Raw genomic sequence first — 20,451 nt, 5'->3', positions numbered from 1 at the left:
GCTGTCTCAATCTAACGCTGTCTCAATCGGCAATAATTATTGAGTATCTCGGCGCAGCCGAATTTCGTTAAGAAGACCCGGGCATTCAGGGGATAACAACCGTATGTGCGGCATCATCGGCATTCTCGGGCGAGGACCGGTCGCCGAGCAACTCGTGGATTCACTCAAGCGCCTCGAATATCGCGGCTACGATTCCGCAGGCGTTGCGACGCTGGAAGGCGATCATCTCGATCGTCGCCGCGCCGAAGGCAAGCTGAAGAATCTTGAAACGCGGTTGAAAGAAGCCCCGCTCGGCGGCCACACAGGCATCGGGCACACGCGCTGGGCCACTCACGGCAAGCCGACAGAAAGCAACGCCCATCCCCACGCGACCGAGAACGTCGCCGTGGTTCACAACGGCATCATCGAAAACTTCCGCGAGCTGCGACAAAACCTCGAGAAACAGGGCGCGAAATTTGCCAGCGAAACCGACACGGAAGTCGTCGCTCATCTCGTCAACTCCTATCTGCTGAAGGGCGCATCGCCGCAGGAGGCCGTCAAGGCGACGCTGCCGCAATTGCGCGGCGCGTTCGCGCTGGCCTTTGTTTTCCGCGGTCACAAGGATCTTCTGATTGGCGCGCGCCGTGGTTCGCCGCTCGCCATCGGCTACGGCAAGGGCGAGATGTATCTCGGCTCGGACGCGATTGCGCTTGCGCCTTTTACCGACACCATCAGCTACCTCGAAGACGGCGACTGGGCTGTGCTCACGCGAGATGCCGCGGTGGCCTACGATGCCCAGAATGAACGTGTCCATCGCGAGGTGCTGAAGTCCGGCGCGTCTTCGTTCCTGGTCGACAAGGCGAACTTCCGCCACTTCATGGCCAAGGAAATTCACGAGCAGCCGGAAGTCGTCGGCCATACGCTCGCGCGCTACGTCGATATGGCGAGCGAACGGGTGTCGTTGCCGCTGAGCCTGCCGTTCGACTTCAAGAATATCCAGCGCATCTCGATCACCGCCTGCGGTACCGCGAGCTACGCTGGCTACATCGCCAAATACTGGTTCGAGCGGCTGGCGCGGATTCCGGTTGAACTCGATGTCGCGTCCGAATTCCGCTATCGCGAACCGCCGCTGTTCAAGAACGATCTTGCGATCTTCATTTCGCAGTCGGGCGAAACCGCCGATACGCTCGCCGCCCTGCGCTACGCCAAATCGCAGGGTTTGCACACGCTATCCGTCGTCAACGTGCCGACCTCCACGATTGCGCGCGAGAGCGAAACCGTGCTGCCGACGCTCGCTGGTCCCGAGATCGGCGTAGCCTCGACCAAGGCCTTCACCTGTCAGCTGATGGTGCTGGCGACGCTTGCGGTTGCCGCAGGCAAGGCGCGGGGTGCACTGTCTGAGGCCGACGAGACCAAGCTCGTGCGCGGCCTTGTCGAAGTTCCGCGCCTGATGGCAGCAGCCTTGGCAACAGAACCTCAGATCGAAAAACTGGCGCGCGATATCTCGAAATCCACCGATGTGCTCTACCTCGGCCGCGGCGCCAGCTATCCCTTGGCGCTGGAAGGCGCCCTGAAGCTGAAGGAAATCTCCTACATCCACGCCGAAGGCTATGCCGCCGGCGAGCTCAAGCATGGACCGATCGCGCTGATCGACGAGAAGATGCCGGTCGTTGTGATCGCGCCATACGATCAGGTGTTCGAGAAAACCGTCTCCAACATGCAGGAAGTGGCGGCGCGTGGCGGCCAGATTATTCTCATGACCGATGCCAAGGGTGCGACGGAAGCGACCATCGAATCGCTGGTCACCATCGTCCTGCCGGATATGGGGGCGATTTTCGCCTCGATAGTCTATGCCATTCCGGTGCAACTATTGGCCTATCACACCGCGGTCGTCATGGGGACCGACGTCGACCAGCCACGAAATCTGGCCAAATCGGTAACCGTGGAATAACGCCGCGGCCGAGTTGGCGGCAGGGGTCTTCAAAAGTCTGCTAGAATGGCTTAGCTGACATGGCAGACCGGCCGTTTCGGTCGACCCTGGAACCCCTAATGAACCGCGACGATTTTCCCCCGCCTGAGCCATCGGCCGAGCCTGCGCCTGAGGTCCATAGCGGCTTCGTAGCCCGATTCCGCAATTATTTCCTCACCGGTCTGATCGTTGCCGGACCGATCGCGATCACCTTCTATCTGACCTGGTGGTTCGTCACCTGGGTCGATGGCTTGGTGCGGCCATTCGTTCCCATCGCCTACCGGCCGGAAACCTATTTGCCGTTCGGTCTGCCGGGTTCAGGCTTGGTCGTCGCGGTCTTTGCGCTGACGCTGCTCGGTTTTCTCACCGCGAACCTGATCGGACGGTCGCTCGTCGATCTGAGCGAACGGCTGCTCGGCCGCATTCCCGCGGTGCGTGCGATCTACCGCGCGATGAAGCAGGTGTTCGAGACGTTGTTCTCCGGCAAGGGATCGAGCTTTCGCCGCGTCGGCCTGGTCGAATTTCCATCACCGGGCATGTGGTCGATCGTGCTGATCTCACAGGCGCCGAACGAGGATATCGCCGAACGCATTCCTGGCAAGGAGGAGCATATCTCGGTGTTCCTGCCCTGCGCACCGAACCCGACCACGGGATTCTTCTTCTACGTGCCCAAGAGCAGGGTCGTCGAGGTCGAGATGAGCGCGGAGGACGCCGCAACGCTCATCATGTCCTGCGGTGTGGTGCAGCCGGGCTCCTCAGACCCCCAAAAGAGATTGGCGGCGCTTGCCGGAATGGCGCACGCCGCGCAAGCGGCCAATGCTTCGGCGCGGTTGCCGGAGCCGGCGAAGGTCGATTGAGGTCCTCATCCTGAGGAGCGGCGTATTCGCCGCGTCTCGAAGGATAAGTCAGGGGCCTTCATGGTCCGAGATGCCGCTTCGCGGCTCCTCACCATGAGGATTACCGCTATCCCGCGCCCATCAGCGGCAAGGCTTCGCCGCGCTCGAACAGATAGAGCAGGCAGCGCAGCGCCTCGCCGCGCGGTCCCGTCAGTTTTGGATTCTCTTTCATGACGCGTAGCGCCTCGTCGCGCGCTTGCGCGATAAGCTGTCCGTGCACTTCGGATCGCGCGATCCGATAACCGGGCAGGCCGCTCTGCCTGATACCAAGCACGTCGCCTTCGCCGCGCAGCCGCAAATCCTCCTCTGCGATGCGGAAGCCGTCGGTGGTCTCCCGGATCACCTTCAGCCGTGCTTTCGACATCTCGCTGAGCGGTTCGCGGTAGAGCAGCAGGCAGGTCGAGGCTTCCGAGCCGCGTCCGATCCTGCCGCGCAACTGGTGCAATTGGGCAAGGCCAAAGCGCTCCGCATTCTCGATCACCATGATCGAAGCTTCCGGCACGTCGACGCCGACCTCGACCACGGTGGTCGCAACCAGCAGGTTGATTTCGCCGGCCGCGAACTGGGCCATGGTGCGATCCTTGTCCGTACCCTTCATCTTGCCGTGGACGAGACCAACTTTGTCACCGAAGCGTTCTTTCAGGCTGGCAAAGCGCTGCTCTGCATCGGTCAGGGCCACTTCCATGAGTTCGGATTCTTCGACCAGCGGGACGATCCAGTAGACGCGCTTGCCCTTGTCGATGGCGCGGCCGACCGCGTCCATCACCTCGGCAAGACGGTTCATTGGAACGGCGCGCGTGTCGATCGGCTGCCGCCCGGCGGGCTTTTCGCGCAATTCCGAGATGTCCATGTCGCCGAAATAGGTCATGACGAGCGTGCGCGGGATCGGCGTTGCGCTCAACACCAGCACGTCGACAGCCTCGCCTTTGGACGTGAGAGCGAGGCGCTCGCGCACTCCGAAGCGATGTTGTTCGTCCACGACCGCCAGGGCCAGCGATTTGAAGATCACGTCATCCTGGATCAGCGCATGCGTGCCGACCAGAAAATCGATTTCGCCGGCCTCGAGCCGCGCCAGAATGTCCCGCCTTTCCTTGCCCTTTTCCCGTCCGGTAAGGATTGCAACCCGCAATCCGGCGCGCTCGGCGAGCGGCGTGATGGTCTTGATGTGCTGCCGCGCCAGGATTTCGGTTGGCGCCATCAGCGCCGCCTGCTTGCCGACCTCGGTGACCGCAGCCGCCGCAAGCAGCGCGACCACCGTTTTGCCCGATCCGACGTCGCCCTGCAGCAGGCGCAGCATGCGGACCGGTTGCTTCAGATCCTCGGCGATCGCAGCCGCTGTCTCACGCTGCGAGGACGTGAGCGCGTAAGGCAGCGCGTCGATGATCTTGCGCCGCAAATGTCCATCGCCGGCGTGACGATCGCCGGCAGGCCGCCGCAACTGCGCGCGCACCAGAGCGAGCGCAAGCTGGCCGGCCAGCAGTTCGTCAAAGGCGAGCCGCGACCAGAACGGCCCGTCAGGCAGGATATCGCTCAGCTCGACGGGTATATGGACGCGGTTCAGCGCCTCCTTGACGGGAGGAAATTTGCAGCGGCGGATCACCTCCGGACTGATCCACTCCGGCAAATCCGGCAGCTTTTGCAGCGCCTGCGCAATCGCCCGCCGCAACGAGCCAAGCGCGAGGCCTTCGGTGAGGGGGTAGACGGGATCGATCCCCGATAGTTTGGCAAAGCCCGCTTCATCGACGACGCGATCGGGATGCACGATCTGCGGCACGCCATCGTACATCTGCAGGGTGCCCGAGACGTAGCGTTTCGCGCCGACCGGAAGCAGTTTCTCGACGTAGTCGGCTTTCGCGCGGAAAAAGGTCAGAACCACATCGCCCGTGTCGTCGCTGGCATAGACGAGGTAGGGCGCGCGGGCATTGCGGGGAGGCGACGGCCGATGGCGGTCCACCGTGACCTCCAGCGTGACGACAGTTCCCGGCACGGCATCGCGAATTTTCGGCCGGGCGCGGCGATCGATCACGCTCGAGGGGAGATGCAGCAGCAAATCGACCAGCCGGGGCGCCTCGTCGCGGCCAAGCAGGTAGCGAAACAGCTTGTCCTGCTTCGGACCGACGCCCGAAAGGCTCGTGACCGGCGCAAACAGCGGATTGAGCAGAGCAGGGCGCATCGAAGTCTTTCGTCGCACACAATCAGTCACGCGCGGGCTACAACCCACGCATCCATCTCTCTTCAAAGATGATGGATTGCCGGGTCAAGCCCGGCAATGACAACCTTGCTGCAATTCACGTAACTGTTGGGGCTGACAACGGCCATTCTGATCGCTATATCAGCCGCGCCCGGCACGTCCGGGCTTTTGGCGTTGGATGGAATCGAAAATGACGGGAACGACACGGTCGAGCGGGGGGCTCGATGAGCGCCGCAAGCGGCTTTTATTTCGCTGCTGGCATCGGGGCACCCGTGAGATGGATCTCATCCTCGGCCGGTTTGCCGATATCACCATCGCCAGCCTCACCGAGGACGAACTGACACAGCTCGAGCGGCTGATCGAGGTCCCCGATCCCGATCTCTACGCTGCACTAACCGACACCGCGCTGCCGGCGCCGGCCTATGCCGGTCCGCTGTTCGAGCGCATCAAGGCCTTCCGCCCGGGAGCGCAGGGCGAATGAAGCAGCCGAGCCAATCCCCCGCGCAATCGCTCGTTTCCGGTCGCGCCATCACCTTTGCCAACGTCGCCGAGGGGGCCGAAGGCCTTGTTCTCTCGGACCTCGCGCGCGCCGCCGCAGCACGGCCGAAGCCGCCGGCGGTGAGCCTTGCTGTGGTCTGCCGCGACGGGCCCCGCATGCAGCAACTTGCGCGCGCGCTTTCATTCTTCGCACCGGATTTGCCCGTGCTGCATTTTCCGGCCTGGGACTGCCAGCCTTACGACCGCGTGTCGCCACATGGCGGCATCCTTTCCCAGCGGATGACGACGCTCGCGCAACTGTCGCGCCTTGCCGGCAGCGAAAAGCCGCTGATCGTGCTGACGACCGTCAATGCGATCGTGCAGCGGGTGCCGGCGCGCGAACTGGTCGCGGCACAGGCGCTCTCGGTGGCGCCCGGCCACGTCGTGCCGATGGATTCCATCGTCGCCTGGCTCGAGCATAACGGCTACAGCCGCGCCTCGACCGTCCGCGAGCCGGGGGAATATGCCGTGCGCGGCGGCATCCTCGATCTGTTCCCGGCCGGCCTCGATCAGCCGGTGCGGTTCGACTTCTTCGGCGACAGCCTGGAGTCGATCCGCAGCTTCGATGCCGAGACCCAGCGCACGCTGCTCGACATGCGATCGCTTGATCTTGTGCCGATTTCCGAATTCCAGCTGACCACCGAGACCATCCGGCGCTTCCGCATGGGTTACGTCGCGGCATTCGGCGCGCCTGAGCGTGACGATCAGCTGTACGAAGCCGTCAGTGAAGGCCGCCGTCATCCCGGCATGGAGCATTGGCTGCCGCTGTTCCAGGATCGCCTGGATACGCTGTTCGACTATCTCGGCGATGCGCCGATCGCGATCGAGCCGCAAAGCGAGGACGCCGCCGTCGAGCGGTTCAAGCAGATCGCCGACTATTACGAGGCCCGGCGCGAAGCGCTCGAACATCCCGCTGGCGGCGCGATCTACAAGCCGTTGTCGCCGGATCGGCTTTATCTGACCGAAGACGAATGGAAGCAACGGCGGCAAGAGGCCGCCTTGGCGCGTCTTACGCCCTTTGCCGTGCCCGACGGCAGCACTGACGTGGTCGATGCCGGCGCGCGGCAGGGCCGCAGTTTTGCACCCGAGCGCAACGACAGCACGGTCAATGTGTTCGAAGCGGTCGTTGGCCACGTCCAGGCGTTGCAGGCTGAACGCAAAAAGGTCGTCATTGCGCTCTGGAGCGAAGGCTCGCGCGACCGCATGGAAAGCATGCTGCGCGACCACAAGCTGCTCAATCTGACCAGTGTCAACGCCTGGCGCACGGTGCAGGCGACGCCGCGCAACGAAACCATGCTGGCGGTTGTCGGCATGGAAACCGGCTTCGAGACCGACCAGGTCGCCGTCATCACTGAGCAAGATATCCTCGGCGACCGCCTGGTGCGGCCACGCAAGGCAAGCCGCAAGCTCGACAACTTCATCTCGGAAGTGACGAGCCTTGCGACCGGCGATATCGTCGTTCATGTCGAGCACGGCATCGGCCGCTTTGTCGGCCTTCAGACGCTCGATGTCTCTGGCGCGCCGCATGACTGCCTCGAATTGCACTATGCGGCCGAAACAAAGCTGTTTCTGCCGGTCGAGAATATCGAGCTGCTGTCGCGTTACGGCTCCGATAGCGCCAATGTCGAGCTTGACCGGTTAGGGGGCAGCGGCTGGCAGGCGCGCAAAGCAAAACTCAAGAGCCGCATTCGTGAAATCGCCGGCGAACTGATCAAGATTGCGGCCGAACGTCATCTGCATGAAGCGCCGAAACTTCCGGTTCAGCAGCATGTCTATGACGAGTTCTGCGCGCGTTTCCCTTATGAGGAGACTGAAGACCAGCTGACCGCCATCAATGCGACGCTGAAGGATCTCGAGATCGGGCGTCCGATGGACCGCCTGATCTGCGGTGACGTTGGTTTCGGCAAGACGGAGGTCGCGCTTCGCGCAGCGTTTGCGACCGCGCTCGACGGCAAACAGGTCGCCGTCGTGGTGCCGACCACGCTGCTCGCGCGCCAGCATGCCAAGACATTCACCGAGCGCTTCCGCGGCTTTCCGGTCAAGGTGGCGCAAGCTTCACGCCTGATCGCAGCCAAGGAGCTGACGCAGGTCAAGAAGGGGCTGACGGACGGCTCGATCGACATCGTCGTCGGCACCCACGCGCTGCTCGGCAAATCGATCAAGTTTCGCGACCTCGGCCTCTTGATCGTCGACGAGGAGCAGCATTTCGGCGTCAGCCACAAGGAACGGCTGAAGCAGCTGCGCGCCGAGGTGCACGTGCTGACGCTGAGCGCGACGCCGATCCCCCGCACGCTGCAACTGGCGCTCACCGGCGTGCGCGAATTGTCGATCATCGCCTCGCCGCCGGTTGACCGCCTCGCGGTACGGACTTTCGTAGCGCCGCACGATCCCCTGATGATCCGCGAGGCGCTCTTGCGCGAGCGTTACCGCGGCGGGCAGGCATTCTATGTCGTGCCGCGGATCGAGGATCTCGCCAGCGTGAAAGACTTTCTCGACAAGAGTGTGCCGGAAATGAAGGTCGCGGTTGCGCACGGCCAGATGCCGCCGACCGTGATCGAGGACATCATGTCCGCGTTCTACGACGGCAAATACGATATCCTGCTCTCGACCACGATCGTCGAGTCCGGCCTCGATATTCCGAATGCCAACACGCTGATCGTCCATCGCGCCGACATGTTCGGCCTGGCGCAGCTCTATCAGCTGCGGGGCCGGGTTGGCCGCTCGAAGCTGCGCGCTTATGCGCTATTCACGTTACCGGCACAGCAGAGGATCACGGCACAGGCCGAGCGTCGGCTGAAAGTGCTGCAATCGCTGGAAACGCTGGGCGCAGGCTTCCAGCTCGCCTCGCACGATCTTGATATTCGCGGCGCCGGCAATCTGCTCGGCGAGGAACAATCCGGCCACATCAAGGAAGTCGGCTTCGAGCTTTACCAATCGATGCTGGAAGAGGCGATCGTCAACCTCAAGGCCGGCGTGGTCGAACCGGCGGCCGACCGCTGGTCGCCACAGATCACCATCGGCATGCCGGTGCTCATTCCGGAAGACTATGTCGCCGACCTTTCGGTTCGGTTGTCGCTGTATCGCCGGCTCGCCGATCTGGAAACCGACGAGGAAATCGACAATTTCGCCGCCGAATTGCGCGACCGCTTCGGCGTCCTGCCGGACGAGGTCCGCTACCTCTTCAAGGTCGCGGCGATCAAGAACTACTGCCGCAGGGCCAATGTCGAGAAGGTCGATGCCGGGCCGAAGGGCGCGGTGATTGCCTTCCGCGACAATAAATTCGCAGAGCCCGACCGGCTGGTCTTCTTCATCCGCCAGCATGGGCAGGCCGCGCGCGTGCGGCCCGACATGAAGGTGGTGTTCTTCCAGGACTGGGAGACGGCCGAGGAGCGCCTTGCAGGCACGACCGAAATCCTGCGCCAGCTCGCCAATCTTGCCGAGAACCGCAAGGCGGCCTAGTTTCAGGAGGCAGCGCGGCGGCTATCGTGATCGAGACGAGCGAGCAGCGACTGCGGCGTATCGGCGGGTTCCAGCGTGGCCACGGATACCGCCGGCTCGCTGCGCCGCCCATCCCGTCTGTCATGAGACGTATGCCGCATGACGCTGAGGAGACGACGCGCGATGACGTGCGCCGTTCGCAGATCGGTTTCCGTGAAAACGACGAGCGCCGATCCATCCTCGTGGAGCACACCAAAATCCATTTGCCGCATCAGCCGGCTGAGAAGCCGCGCACCATCGAATCGTGCGCGCGTATTTGCGGGATCGAAGGCAAAGCGCGCCACCGACAATCCGCCGCCATTCGCAAGTGTCTGCTCGACGGCCGTCGCAAAATCGCGATCGAAGGCCTCGACCGTCAACAGTCCGGTCAGGGCGTCGAGCAGACCGCCAGCATCGAGCGAGCGCAGCGCGCGGCTCAAATAAGCTTCAAGAGCGTGTTGGCGGATCAGGGGCAGGGCATTTGCCGCGACATGGACGGGATCGCCGACGATGACTTCAAGGTTCGGCAAGTCATAGTTGGGAACGAGGCCCGCCAGCGTCGCAACGATCGGCAAATTGCGGAAGCGAGGATCTTCGCTGAGCACGGTGAGGAAGGCGTCGACCACGCGATCCGTAAAACCTTCACCGAGCACAATCCCGTCGATGTCGCGGGTGTTGAGGTGTTTGGCAGCCGCTTCGATGCTGAGCGCGCCTACGACGCCCATGCGTTCCCCGAGTGCAACTGACAAAGCTGGATAGGCGCCGCCGCGTCCGACCAGCAGCACCGTTGCATCGCGAACCGGCTTGATCTTGCCGATATCGAGTTCGACCACGGCTTGATCGTCCAGCCGGCGCAGGACGGTCGCGTGCAGGGTTCGGACCCGGAGCGCCGCGCGTAGGCGCGGGATCAGGCGATCCGACTTGCCGCTCGTTTGCGAAAAGGGAAGCGCGTTTTCCGGCAATACATCTTTCGGGTCGATCGCGAGCAATGGAAGATACGGCTGAACGCTGCTGATTTGCCTCGCGAGCGCGTCGAGTTTTGCGTCCATGCCCTGACTTGCTGCCGCAATCACGACCGCTGGATGCAGCTGGGTCACTGCACGCGAGGCTTCGGCCCAATTCGTTTCGATGACCGGAAACATGGCTTCGCCAAGCACCGCCGCGAAGGCCGGTGACTTGTCGTCAGCCACGACGATAATCAAGCCTTGCTGTTGGGACATGTCGAAATTCGGATCAACGCGCTTCGTTTCGAGCCGCAATCCTAGTTTGACCGTCTTAATGCCTTGTCAACGGAGTGACCGCGACCGCGGCCCGCCCTGGTGTGGCGGTTCAGAAGTCCGCATCATTTGTGTCGCGGGTACGTCATGCGGACTTCGGAACCAAAGCCACACCAGATCAACAAATTAGCTAGCGTCCTTTCGATTCCGAAGTTCGAAACGTGGCTCCGCAAGACGCGACGAACTTCGGAATCAGGACACTAGCCAATGATCGTGCGGTCCCGAAAAGCTTCCGCCATCAGTGGGTTAAGTCCGAGTTGGTTCAACGCGTCACGGCCGCGTGCGTTGTCCTGGGCACGTCCGGCGAGCCGATATCCGCACAGGCGATCCGGCAAGGCCGTGAGCAGTGCCCCCTGTCCCAATCGCTTTGCCCATTCCTGAAGATCCTGCGACAGGAAGCGGTAGCCGCCTACGGAGACGATGCCGGACGGCGGCGCCGTGATGCAGATCGCGCCTGACGAGCGGTCGAGCCTCGCCGCGTAGCCGGTATCGGCATAGTCAGGTGGTGGCGGCGGCGCCATCAACGCATCCGACGGCGGTGTCGGAGGCGCATAAGCGGCGACCGTCACCATCGGCCCGCGCAACGCCAGCGTGCCCTTCGACGTCAACAAGGTTTCGCCGGCGATCGAGGTGCCGGGGACGTCACGCGGCGCGCCGTGTGGTCCCGGCATGATCGGGACGGGCACGCCATCGGCGGTACGCCGCGCACCGAACAGGCCGACCTCGCCGAACAGATAGACATCGGTGAATCTTGCCTGCTCGGCCGTCCATTGCGCGCTGGAGGCGACCTGTTCCGGCATCCGCCACAAGCCGATCACATGACGCAAGGTCGGCACACGCGAGCCCATATCGGCATCGGTCAGGCGGAGCGCCATCGGTCCAGGCGTCACCAGCGTATCGCAGGCACAATCGTTGATTTGCCGTTCCAGCGCCTCGCTGTCGAACGGGTGATGCAAAGCGAGCGTTCCGCCCGACAGCAGCCAGAGCAGAAGCGATGAGGTCAAACCTGCGAAGGAGGAGGGAGCGAATGCCGACATCAGCCGCGCGCCCTGCGGAATGCGGCTTTCGAGGAAAACAGCAAGCCCGCCGGCGATGAGGTTGAGATGGGTTCGCGGCACCGCACGAAGTCCGTCGGCAGTGACGTCGAACGAGACCAACGCCGCCTTGCGTCCGTCCTGCACCACCACGCGCTCAGACGACCTTCCGCTCTTCAAGGCAAGATCGAGCGAGGCCATGCCCTCCGGCAGATCCTCGCCAAAGCCGCAGACATGGCGGATGGAAAACGCTTCCGCCGCCGCGTTCATGGCGAGATCGGCGTGACTGACGCCGTCGATCTTCGACATGGTCACGATCGCCCTGGCGCCGGTGCGATTGAGGGCGGCGGTGAGTTCCGCCTGCCGCCAGAGCTGCGGCAAAAGAGCGACGATCAGCCCGGCGCGGTGGGCGGCGAGCACCGTGAGCATAAACTCGATGGTGTTGGGCAGTTGCAACCCGATCACCGAATTGATCGGAAGTCCGGATTCGACAAAATGCGCGGCGAGCGCCGAAATCGCCCGGTCGGCCTGGGCGAACGTCATTCGCAGCGGCGGCCGGCCACTGATGCGGGCCTTGTTGATCGGATCAAGCAAGGCCGGCGCATTGGGCTGGCGCGCCAGGTTCCTCTGAAACAACCCGTCGAGCGTCGGCGATACGTTGGTCGTCTGGATCACGGAAATTGGCTCGGTTGCGAATCGTGTGCGAAACGAGACTACTTCGGTTGCTGTGGCCGGTACCACCAGGTTTCCGGAAGATAACCGGTCAAAGCTGTGGCTTCGGGTCGTTCTATCCGATTCCAGCGCGCGATCCATTGCTCCTGGATGTTAAAAACCGGGATGGCGTAAAATCCCGACATCAGCACGCGGTCAAGCGCGCGCACCGCCGAGACGAAGACGGCGCGATCCCGCGCCGCGAGCATATTGGCGATCATGGCATCGATCGCCGGATCCTTGGCGCCCATATAGTTGCGCGTGCCCTGGGCGTCGGCCGCTTCAGATCCAAAGTAGAAGTACTGCTCGTTGCCGGGCGATAACGACTGGTCCAGGCGGTTCTGGATCATGTCGAAATCGAAGGCACGACGGCGCTGTTCGAACTGCGTTGCGTCCACAACGCGAACCCTGGCCTCGATCCCTGCGCGCTTGAGGTCCCGCGAGAACGCGAGAGCTATGCGCTCCTGATCGCGTGTGTTCGCGAGGATTTCAAAGGCGAACGGCGTTCTGCTGCTCCGTTGCCGCAGCACCGCGCCGTCGAGATCATAACCTGCTTGCGACAACAACTTCAGCGCCTCGCGCAAGTTGGCGCGGTCCCGGCCGGATCCATCCGTAACCGGCAGGTGATAGCTGCCGTCGAGGATGTCGTGCGGAATATGCGAGAGAAATGGTTTTAAGAATTCCAGTTCGCGCTCATCGGCGGCGCGTCCATAGGCCGAAAGCTCGGAACCGGCGAAGTAACCGGCTGAACGGCCATAGAGGGCGAAGAAGTAATTGCGGTTGATCCATTCGAAGTCGAACAGAAGCGTGAGCGCCCGACGCACCCGAATGTCGGAAAAAAGTGGCCGGCGCGTATTGAAGACCAGAAATTGCGACGGCTGCGGCGTTCCCGGCTTGACGGTGTCCCGGATCACTTCCCCATTGCGAGCGGCCGGAAAATCATAACCATCGTGCCAGCGTAGCGGCTCGGTCTCGACCCGAAAATCGTAAAGGCCACGCTTGAACGCTTCGAAATGGCCGTTGGCCTCGCGAAAGTAATCGAGCCTGACCTCGTCGAAATTCCATAAGCCACGGTTCGCCGGCAGATCGCGGCCCCAATAGTCGGGGTTGCGCGTCAGCGTGACGCTTACACCCGGATCGACCTTGCTCACACGGTACGGCCCCGAACCGATCAGCGCCTTCAGCGAGGTGTTCTCGAAGGTTTCGACATCGACGGCATGGCGGGGCAGGATCGGCATCAGGCCGAGGATCAGCGGCAGTTCGCGATCGGTCACTCCGCCGAAGTCAAATCGCACAGTGAGCGGATCCGGCGCTTCGGCTTTTGCGACCTTCGAATAGTATTGCCGATAGTTCGGGCGTCCCTTGTCGCGCAGCAAGGCCCAGGAGAACAGCACGTCATCCGATGTGACTGGCCGACCGTCCGAAAAGCGCGCACGTGGATCGAGGCGGAAGGTCACATAGTGTCTGGCGTCATCGGTTTCGACGCTCCGCGCGAGCAAGCCGTAGAGCGTGAACGCCTCGTCGTTGCCCCGCGCCATCAGGCTCTCGATCACGTAGCCTCTGATTTGCGGGACCGCCAATCCCTTCACAATCAGGGGATTGAGACTGTCGAACGTCCCGAGAATACCCTCGACCAGCCGCCCGCCCTTCGGCGCATCCGCCTTGGCATAGGGCATGTGGGGAAAAGTTTCAGGCAACGCCGGCGCGCCGTGCATGGCGATCGCGTAGCTTTCGGCCGCGAAAGCCCCATCAGAGGCGGATAAAACGAGTGAAATAAAAACGAAGAGGCCGCACAGGGCCGCCGCGATCCGCTTGCGCGCCGGAACCCGCCATTTGACGCGCCGATTTGATTCGATCTCGTTCACAATTGCCCTGTAGCACAGGCGTCGGGCCGACACGGTAACGCGCCGTAATGTGGCCCGTCGGCATTGATCTTTTCGTCCGCCTCTGTATGAAGACGTCCAATTGACCAGTCGGGTAGGGGCGGTCACGCATCCGCCTCAATTGGCAGGGAGACAGCCGCTAAAATGGCCGGGTTTGGGTGCCCGGAGCGGTTTTCGGCGTACCGTGCAGAAAGGGTTTTCCGCAATGAATTTCCGTATGTTGGCCGCGCCAGCCGGGCCGCGTAAGCGCGTTTTCGCCTTTCTGGCGGCAACCGCGCTGGGGGCCACGTTCCTTGCGTCCGACGTCTCGGCCCAGACGCCGGCCCCGGCTCCATCGGCTGCACCGAAAGCCAAGGCGGCTCCGAAGGCCGCTCCGCATGCTGCGCCCGCCGCGCCCGCACCGGCTGCCCAGGCAGCCCCGCCGGCAGGGGCGCCCGCTGCACCTGCGGCCCAGCCGCCGGCCGATCAGCAGGTTCAGCTGATTTACGCGCCGTGGACCAAGTTCTGTCTCAAGGGGCAGGATGCCGGCGCCAAGCAGGTCTGCTTTACCGGCAAGGATGGCCGGATCGAGTCCGGTCAGCCGGTGATTGCGGCCGTTGTGATCGAACCCGAAGGTGAGCCGAAGAAGATTCTTCGCGTGACACTCCCGCTCGGCATGCTGCTCGTTCACGGCACCCGCATCATCATCGACAACAATCCGCCGGCACAAAGCCCGTTCGTGATCTGCTTCCAGAACGGCTGCATGTCGGACTACGAAGTCACGGCCGACATGTTGAACCAGATGAAGAAGGGCCAGAACCTCGTCGTTCAGGCGATCTCGTCCAACAACCAGCCGATCACGCTGCCGCTGCCGCTTGGCGATTTCGCCAAGGCCTATGACGGCCCGCCGACCGATCCGAAGGAGTTCGAGAAGAACCAGCAGAAGCTGCAAGAGGAGTTGCAGAAGCGCGCAGAGGAAGCGCGCAAGAAGCTGGAACAAAACGGCCAGCCTCCGGGTGCGCCTCAGGCTGCATTGCCGAAGTAAGCCATCTCGCACCAACGACAAAAAGGCGCTTCGAAAGAAGCGCCTTTTTCTTTGCCGTCTGTTTGCGAGTTCGCCGCTAGTTCAGCGACGGGTTACGCGGCCGGTAGCCGCCGGACTTGTCCTTGATGAAAATCTCGGCGACCTGCGAATGCCGGATCGGCTGGCCTGAATCGTCGGGAAGGAGATTCTGTTCCGAAACATAGGCCACATATTCCGATTCCGAATTTTCAGCCAGCAGATGATAGAACGGCTGATCCTTGTGGGGACGAACCTCTTCCGGAATCGACAGCCACCACTCTTCGGTATTGTTGAATTCCGGATCGATATCGAAGATCACGCCACGGAATGAAAATATCCGGTGGCGGACGATCTGCCCGATCTGGAACTTGGCGGTCCGCGTTTTGATCATAGCTCGTCGAATAGACCATGACGGGGCGTGATGCTAGAGGCTAACTCGCGAATTAACGTTAGCCGCTGATCCAACGCATACAGCTAAATCGGGGCCAACATTCACGAAATGCCCGCTTAGCCCGACCAGCATGGCCGACGTTCTCAATCTGGCGCTGCCTTATTTCAGCCTGATCTTCATCGGCGTCGCCTGCGCCAGGCTCCGGCCCCTCCCCGAGCAGGGCCTCGCCTGGATGAACTTTTTCCTGCTCTATGTCTCGCTGCCGGGCTTGCTGTTCGGAATCACGTCAAGAACGCCCTTTGAAGAACTCAACAATCCGCCATTTCTGATCGCCACCACCTCCGGGACCGCGCTCGCATTCTTTCTTGCGATGGCCGCCGGGCGGCTAGCCGGAAGGCTCCCGTTCCGCGACGCGACTCTCGCCGGACTTGCCGGCGGTTACGGCAATATCGGTTATATGGGACCGGGGCTAGCGCTGGCCGTGCTTGGCGCAAAGGCTGCCGCACCGACCGCGCTGATCTTTTGCTGCGACAGCATTTTCCTGTTTTCGGTCGTGCCGTTTCTGATTGCGCTGACCGACCACAGCGACCATCACTGGCTCCATGCGCTCGGCCTCCTGGTCAAGCAGATCGTTCTCAATCCGCCGATCATGTCGGCTTGCGCCGGGGCGCTCGCCGCGGCGTTTCATTTTCATCCGCCAACCGCGATCGACAACACGCTGTCATTCCTGCAAAACGCCGCAGCGCCGATGGCGCTGTTCGTGCTCGGGGTAACGGTCGCGCTGCGGCCGTTCGGCCGCCTGCCCTGGGAAGTGCCCGCGGTCGTCTCGGTCAAGCTTCTTGTTCATCCGCTGATGGTGTTTGCGTTGATGCTGCTGCTCGGTCCGTTTCCGAACGCGTGGGCGGCGACCGCCGTGTTGATGGCGTCGCTGCCGCCAGCCTTGAACGTTTTCATGATCGCGCGTCAGAACGATGCCTGGGTCGAGCCGGCCTCGGTCGCCGTCATGGTCGGAACCTTTGCTTCCGTCGTGACGCTGACGGCTGCGATGTGGCTTATTCAGACTGGGCGGTTGGCGTTTCCGTAACGCTTCGGGTCGCGTGTGAGGCGCGCCACGACGGCGCGAGGCCCTCGCGCATGGCAAACCTTCGCAGCGGTCCGAACGAGCCGATCAGATGCAAGCCGGCTGCACGGAGCGACTGCATCGGCAAAAAAGCGCTCAAGAGCGAGCGATTGGCGAGATCGATGGCAAAGGTGCGGCTCATGACGTCAGGACGCCGCGCGGACGCGTAACGGCCAAGCGCCGCGGTCGAGCCGGGGTCCTCGCCCGCCGCCAATGCATCCCGCACGATGTCGGCGAGATCGGCGGCATCGCGCAGTCCCATGTTGAGGCCTTGCGCGCCGATCGGCGGCAGAACGTGCGCGGCCTCGCCGACAAGCGCGATACGCGCTTTCGCAAATTCGGCAGGTTGTTCGATCGCGAGCGGAAACCGGCTGCGGCCGGGCTCGACGCGCATCTTGCCCAGGATCGAATGCGCACGCGCTTCGACCGCGTCCGACAATTCCTCGTCGCCGAGCGCCGTCAGCCGGTCGGCCTCCTTCGGCTCGGACACCCAGACCACGCTCGAGCGATCGCCGGGCAGGGGAACGAAGACGCAAGGCCCGTGCGGCGTATGAAACTCGGTCGACATATTTTGATGCGGGCGGGAATGGCTGACATTGAATGTCAGCGCGGCCTGATGGAGATCGCGGCGTCGAACCATGATCCCTGCGGCTTCCCGACACAGCGAGTGCCGGCCATCGGCGCCCACCACAAGCCGCGCCGATATGGATTTTCCGCTCGCCAACACAATCGGAACCGCATCGTCGCCGGGACTGACCGCGGCAGCCTCGTCGTCAAACCGCGTCAGGTTTGTCAGCGTCCCAGCGCGCCCTTCGAGCGCAGCTACCAAAGCGCGGTTCTCGATGTTGTAACCGAACACGTCGAGACCGATTTCATCGCAGGAAAACTTGACCTCGGGCGCCCGGATCAGGCGGCCGGTATCGTCCACCAGACGCATCACGCGCAGTTCGGCAGCCTGATCCTTGCAGTTCGGCCAGACCTCGAGCGCTTGCAGGAAATCGATCGATCCGCCGAGAAGTGCCGTCGTCCGGTTGTCGGCATAAGGCGACTTGCGGGCGACCAAGACGGTGTTTGCGCCCGACTGCGCTATCGCGATCGCCGCTGACAACCCTGCCGGCCCGCCGCCGACCACCGCAAGATCATAGATCGAGGAATGCTCGTTCATACCGACGACATTTGACATTCCCTGCGACATTTTCAAGCCCATCGCCTGGTGCGGCGGTTCAGGACTCCGCATCATTGCTGCCGCGGGCTCGTCATGCGGACTTCTGAACCAAAGCCACACTAGAACAATAGTTTTGCTGGTGTCCTTTCGATTCCGAAGTTCGAAACGTGGCTCCGTAAAATGCTACGAACTTCGGAATCGGGACACTATATGTGCAAAAGAGCCGATTCCTGTTAGCAGTGACTGCGAACAGGCGCATTGCACGCAGATGGATCAAGGGACCGAACCTCAACAAGCCGAAGCCTCGCTGGGTCTTCGTACCGCTGCGTTTTCCGTGCACGTTTTCACCGCGCTTGGGGCAGGCGTCGCGTTGCTGGCGCTGCTGGGAGCCGTTCGCGAGCATTGGGCGGCCATGTTCTGGTGGCTGGGGGTGGCGCTCGTCATTGACGGCGTTGATGGCCCGATGGCACGGCGCCTGGACGTTGTGCGTCTCCAGCCGAACTGGTCAGGCGAGGTCCTCGATCTCGTCGTCGATTTCGTCACCTATGTGTTCGTTCCGGCCTATGCCATCACGGCCAGCGGCCTGCTGTGGCCAGTCGCCGCACCTGTTCTGGGGGTGGGTGTTGCGGTCTCCGGCGCGCTGTATTTTGCCGACCGGCGCATGAAATCGGATGACAACCATTTCCGCGGCTTTCCCGGATTGTGGAACATCGCCGCGTTCTACCTGTTCCTGCTGCACTGGCCGCCGGCCGCATCCAGCGTTGCAGTTGCCGTGTTGATTGCGCTCACCTTCATGCCATTCTATGTCGTTCATCCCGTCCGCGTGGCTCGCCTGCGCTGGTTGACCTTGACGTTGATTGGCATTGCGACGGTGCTGGCCATGCTCACCCTGATTTACGATTTCGAACCCGGGACCGCCGTCACGTCGGCACTCTGTGCGATCGGCCTTTATGTGGTCGGCAGCGATAGTGCCATTCGCCTGGTCAGGTCGCTCAAGACATGATCACGCTGCTGACGAGCCCCGAAGCCTGGGCTGCGCTCCTGACCCTGACCGCGCTCGAGATCGTTCTCGGGATCGACAATGTCATCTTCATTTCCGTCATCGTCTCCGCCGTTCCGGCAGAGCAAGCGAAGCGTGCGCGCCAGATTGGCCTTACGATGGCGCTCGCGTTTCGAATTCTGCTCCTCAGCCTGCTGGTTTGGCTGATCGGACTGACGCGCGCCGTCGTCACCGTTCAGGACCTCTCATTCTCGTGGCGCGACATCATTCTGATCGCCGGCGGCCTGTTCCTGATCGCGAAAGCCACGCACGAGATCCATCGCGAGGTCGAAGCACCCGACGACAAGCGCTCAGGCGCGTCGGCCAGGAGGGCGTTTCTGAAGGTGATTCTCGAGATCACCGTCATCGATATCGTATTTTCGCTGGATTCGATCATCACCGCGATCGGCATGGCGCAGGAGCTTGCGATCATGATCGCGGCGGTCGTCATCGCCTGTCTGGTCATGTACGCCGCCTCAGGCCCGGTGGCGCGATTCGTCGCAGAGCACCCCACGACCAAAATGCTGGCGCTGGCGTTCCTGGTTCTGATCGGCGTTGCGCTGGTCGCCGACGGCTTCAAATTTCATATTCCGCGCGGCTACATCTACTTCGCGATCGCGTTCTCGGCAGCCGTCGAATTCTTCAATGTGCTGGCCCGCCGCAATCGCAGCAAAGATTAAGATACGCCAATTGAGGCCTGCCGAGTTGACAATACGGCCTTGATGTCATTCGCTCGCGGCAACGAAAACACTTGAGGAGATAGGGCGATGACCAAGGCCGTGCGGGTGCACAAGGTTGGCGGTCCCGAGGCCCTGATCTACGAGGACGCCGAAGTGCCCGCGCCGGGCCCCGGCGAGGTCCGCATCCGCCAGCACGCGGTCGGCCTGAATTTCATCGACACCTATTATCGCACCGGCCTCTACAAGGCGCCGGGCCTGCCGTTCATCGTCGGCAACGAAGCGTCGGGCGAGGTGATCGCGGTCGGGCCGGGCGTGACCCATTTTCATCCCGGCGATCGCGTCGCCTATTACGTTAATCTCGGCGCCTACGCGAGCGAACGCAACATCCCCTGGGAAAGGCTGGTCAAGCTCCCCGACCACATCACCTACGAGCAGGGTGCCGTTTTGATGCTGAAGGGGCTGACGGTCTGGTACCTCCTGCACAAGACCTTCAAGGTCGAACCCCATCATCGCGTGTTGATACATGCGGCTGCCGGCGGCATCGGACTGCTTGCCTGCCAGTGGGCGCGGGCGCTTGGGGCCCATGTGATCGGCACCGTCGGTTCGAAGGCCAAGGCGGATCTCGCGCTCGCCAACGGCTGCGACCATGTCATCCTTTACAACGAGGAGGATTTCGTCGCGCGCGTCAAACAGATCAGCCGCAACGAATTGTGCGACGTGGTCTATGACGGCGTCGGCAAGTCGACCTTTCCGGGCTCGCTGTCGTGCCTCAAGCCGCGCGGCCTGTTCGTCAGTTTCGGCAATGCCTCGGGACCGGTGCCACCGTTTGCGATTGCCGAACTCAACAATCACGGCTCGCTGTTTGCAACCCGCCCCAAGCTCAACGACTATATCGGCAAGCGCTCCGAATTGCTCGAAGGTGCCGACACGCTGTTTGCCGCTGTCATCAACGGCAAACTGCACGTGCCGATCAATCACGCTTACGCTTTAAAGGACGCCGCCAAGGCGCATACCGACCTCGAGAGCCGGGCCACCACCGGCGCCTCCATCCTCAAGCCGT

Annotated in this window: 15 protein-coding genes; 9 read left to right on the top strand and 6 right to left on the bottom strand. The window is 62.5% G+C overall.

Annotation, left to right across the window (positions count from 1 at the left end):
• The first annotated feature begins 103 nt into the window (after positions 1-103).
• Complete coding sequence (glmS, locus tag VFB05_RS14850) at positions 104-1,930, top strand: glutamine--fructose-6-phosphate transaminase (isomerizing) (protein WP_325013486.1); 1,827 nt, start codon at positions 104-106, stop codon at positions 1,928-1,930.
• Positions 1,931-2,028: 98 nt separating this feature from the next.
• Positions 2,029-2,805, top strand: a complete 777-nt coding sequence (locus VFB05_RS14845) for a DUF502 domain-containing protein (RefSeq protein WP_325013485.1) — start codon at positions 2,029-2,031, stop codon at positions 2,803-2,805.
• Between the two features lie 106 nt (positions 2,806-2,911).
• Here the strand turns inward: VFB05_RS14845 and recG are convergent, their stop codons facing one another.
• Positions 2,912-5,017: an ATP-dependent DNA helicase RecG gene (gene recG / locus VFB05_RS14840; protein WP_325013484.1), complete on the bottom strand. Its 2,106-nt coding sequence runs from the start codon at positions 5,015-5,017 to the stop codon at positions 2,912-2,914.
• A 208-nt stretch (positions 5,018-5,225) separates the two neighbouring features.
• Here recG and VFB05_RS14835 point away from each other — a divergent pair, with 208 nt between their 5' ends.
• Together VFB05_RS14835 and mfd are read left to right on the top strand one after the other, a co-directional pair.
• Positions 5,226-5,516: a succinate dehydrogenase assembly factor 2 gene (locus VFB05_RS14835; protein WP_325013483.1), complete on the top strand. Its 291-nt coding sequence runs from the start codon at positions 5,226-5,228 to the stop codon at positions 5,514-5,516.
• Positions 5,513-9,031 (top strand): transcription-repair coupling factor, encoded by a 3,519-nt coding sequence (gene mfd, locus VFB05_RS14830; RefSeq protein WP_325013482.1) that lies wholly within the window; start codon positions 5,513-5,515, stop codon positions 9,029-9,031. Before VFB05_RS14835 ends, mfd begins: the two co-directional genes overlap by 4 nt.
• Before the next feature lie 2 nt (positions 9,032-9,033).
• On the opposite strand, the gene VFB05_RS14825 is transcribed toward mfd, so the two are convergent.
• From VFB05_RS14825 to VFB05_RS14815, 3 genes are all read right to left on the bottom strand, one after another.
• On the bottom strand, positions 9,034-10,269 hold the full coding sequence (locus VFB05_RS14825; protein ID WP_325013481.1) for a GGDEF domain-containing protein: 1,236 nt from the start codon (positions 10,267-10,269) through the stop codon (positions 9,034-9,036).
• Between the two features lie 257 nt (positions 10,270-10,526).
• The gene (locus tag VFB05_RS14820; RefSeq protein WP_325013480.1) at positions 10,527-12,035 is read right to left on the bottom strand and encodes a class I adenylate-forming enzyme family protein; all 1,509 of its coding nucleotides are present in this window, start codon (positions 12,033-12,035) and stop codon (positions 10,527-10,529) included.
• 38 nt (positions 12,036-12,073) lie between these two features.
• Positions 12,074-13,786: an extracellular solute-binding protein gene (locus VFB05_RS14815; RefSeq protein ID WP_325013479.1), complete on the bottom strand. Its 1,713-nt coding sequence runs from the start codon at positions 13,784-13,786 to the stop codon at positions 12,074-12,076.
• Between the two features lie 373 nt (positions 13,787-14,159).
• On the opposite strand from VFB05_RS14815, the gene VFB05_RS14810 reads away from it, so the two are divergent.
• On the top strand, positions 14,160-14,978 hold the full coding sequence (locus VFB05_RS14810) for an invasion associated locus B family protein (RefSeq protein WP_325013478.1): 819 nt from the start codon (positions 14,160-14,162) through the stop codon (positions 14,976-14,978).
• A 76-nt stretch (positions 14,979-15,054) separates the two neighbouring features.
• On the opposite strand, the gene hspQ is transcribed toward VFB05_RS14810, so the two are convergent.
• Complete coding sequence (gene hspQ, locus VFB05_RS14805) at positions 15,055-15,387, bottom strand: heat shock protein HspQ (RefSeq protein ID WP_325013477.1); 333 nt, start codon at positions 15,385-15,387, stop codon at positions 15,055-15,057.
• A 130-nt stretch (positions 15,388-15,517) separates the two neighbouring features.
• On the opposite strand from hspQ, the gene VFB05_RS14800 reads away from it, so the two are divergent.
• Positions 15,518-16,471, top strand: coding sequence for an AEC family transporter (locus VFB05_RS14800; RefSeq protein WP_325013476.1), 954 nt, complete (start codon positions 15,518-15,520; stop codon positions 16,469-16,471).
• On the opposite strand, the gene VFB05_RS14795 is transcribed toward VFB05_RS14800, so the two are convergent.
• Positions 16,440-17,672, bottom strand: a complete 1,233-nt coding sequence (locus tag VFB05_RS14795; RefSeq protein ID WP_325013475.1) for a UbiH/UbiF family hydroxylase — start codon at positions 17,670-17,672, stop codon at positions 16,440-16,442. The two genes, VFB05_RS14800 and VFB05_RS14795, sit on opposite strands and share 32 nt — an antisense overlap.
• 268 nt (positions 17,673-17,940) lie before the next feature.
• Here VFB05_RS14795 and pcsA point away from each other — a divergent pair, with 268 nt between their 5' ends.
• The 3 genes from pcsA to VFB05_RS14780 all read left to right on the top strand — a co-directional run.
• Positions 17,941-18,675, top strand: a complete 735-nt coding sequence (pcsA, locus tag VFB05_RS14790; protein WP_325013474.1) for a phosphatidylcholine synthase — start codon at positions 17,941-17,943, stop codon at positions 18,673-18,675.
• Entirely contained in the window at positions 18,672-19,391 is a 720-nt protein-coding gene (locus VFB05_RS14785; protein WP_325013473.1) for a TerC family protein, read from the top strand. The genes pcsA and VFB05_RS14785 overlap by 4 nt, the downstream gene beginning before the upstream one ends.
• Positions 19,392-19,478: 87 nt before the next feature.
• The coding region (locus VFB05_RS14780; protein ID WP_325013472.1) for a quinone oxidoreductase at positions 19,479-20,451 on the top strand (973 nt) is incomplete at its 3' end.

It is taken from the genome of Bradyrhizobium sp. (assembly GCF_035652035.1).
In the GTDB taxonomy this organism is placed as follows: Bacteria; Pseudomonadota; Alphaproteobacteria; order Rhizobiales; family Xanthobacteraceae; genus Bradyrhizobium.
This window is presented reverse-complemented; position numbering and strand designations above follow the sequence as displayed.